Annotated in this window: 1 pseudogene; it reads left to right on the forward strand. The window is 36.6% G+C overall.

Going from position 1 to position 827, the window contains the following annotated elements:
• Nucleotides 1-255 (forward strand): annotated as a pseudogene (locus tag ACYQ4S_RS12025) (IS3 family transposase); the annotation flags it as partial.
• Nucleotides 256-827 lie beyond the last annotated feature (572 nt).

An 827-nucleotide genomic window follows, 5' to 3' on the forward strand; every position in this document is an offset into this window, starting at 1 on the left:
TATACAAGTATAAAATTTCAAAAATTACTCGCGGATAAAGAACTGCGTCAATCTATGTCACGAAGAGGAAACTGTTGGGATAACGCTCCCCAAGAATCCTTCTTTGGACACATGAAAGACGAAATAGCTTATCTTGGTGATGTTGAGGCGTTCTCAGACCTTCACCCCATTATTGATGACTATATGGATTATCATAATACAGAACGCTATCAGTGGAAACTGGCGAAATTATCTCCTAATCAATATTATGATTATTTTAAAACGGGTGTGTATCCCCTGAGTCATTTGGTGAAAACGCCTGATTTTCCTGAGATTCAAGTACCGATAGAATATCCTCATTAAAGCGATCAAAATATTTTTCCTCTAATTGTGTCCATTTTTCGGGTTTGAAAACAGCAGGATAATAAAAATCTAAATCCAGTTTTGCATGAACATAGAGGTCGTATTCCATTTCGATAGCTGGATATTTTAAAATCCATTTCAACCGATCAATCAAATAATCTTCGGAATACATTTGATCAGTCACCTGGCGAAAGGAGTGGAAGTACACCCTCTGTTCGCTTTCAGTCAATGTTTCAAAATAACGTAACATCCAGTTTGGATAAACGCGTTCTGTATGCATGTCTCTAAAGATTGAGAAACCAAGGGTTTCTAGGCTATTAAAATCCTTCTTATTCATTTTTTTGTTGGATAATCCCCACCCAAAATCTAAGTATTGATCCAGGCTTAAACGTATTATCGCTCCTCCTATGACGTTATCATAGAAGGAGCGATAATAAATTATAAGGGGTTTTTATCAAACTGTCCTTGACATGGGGTCCAGTTTA

The sequence above is a fragment of the Alkalibacterium sp. s-m-28 genome (genome assembly GCF_054658175.1).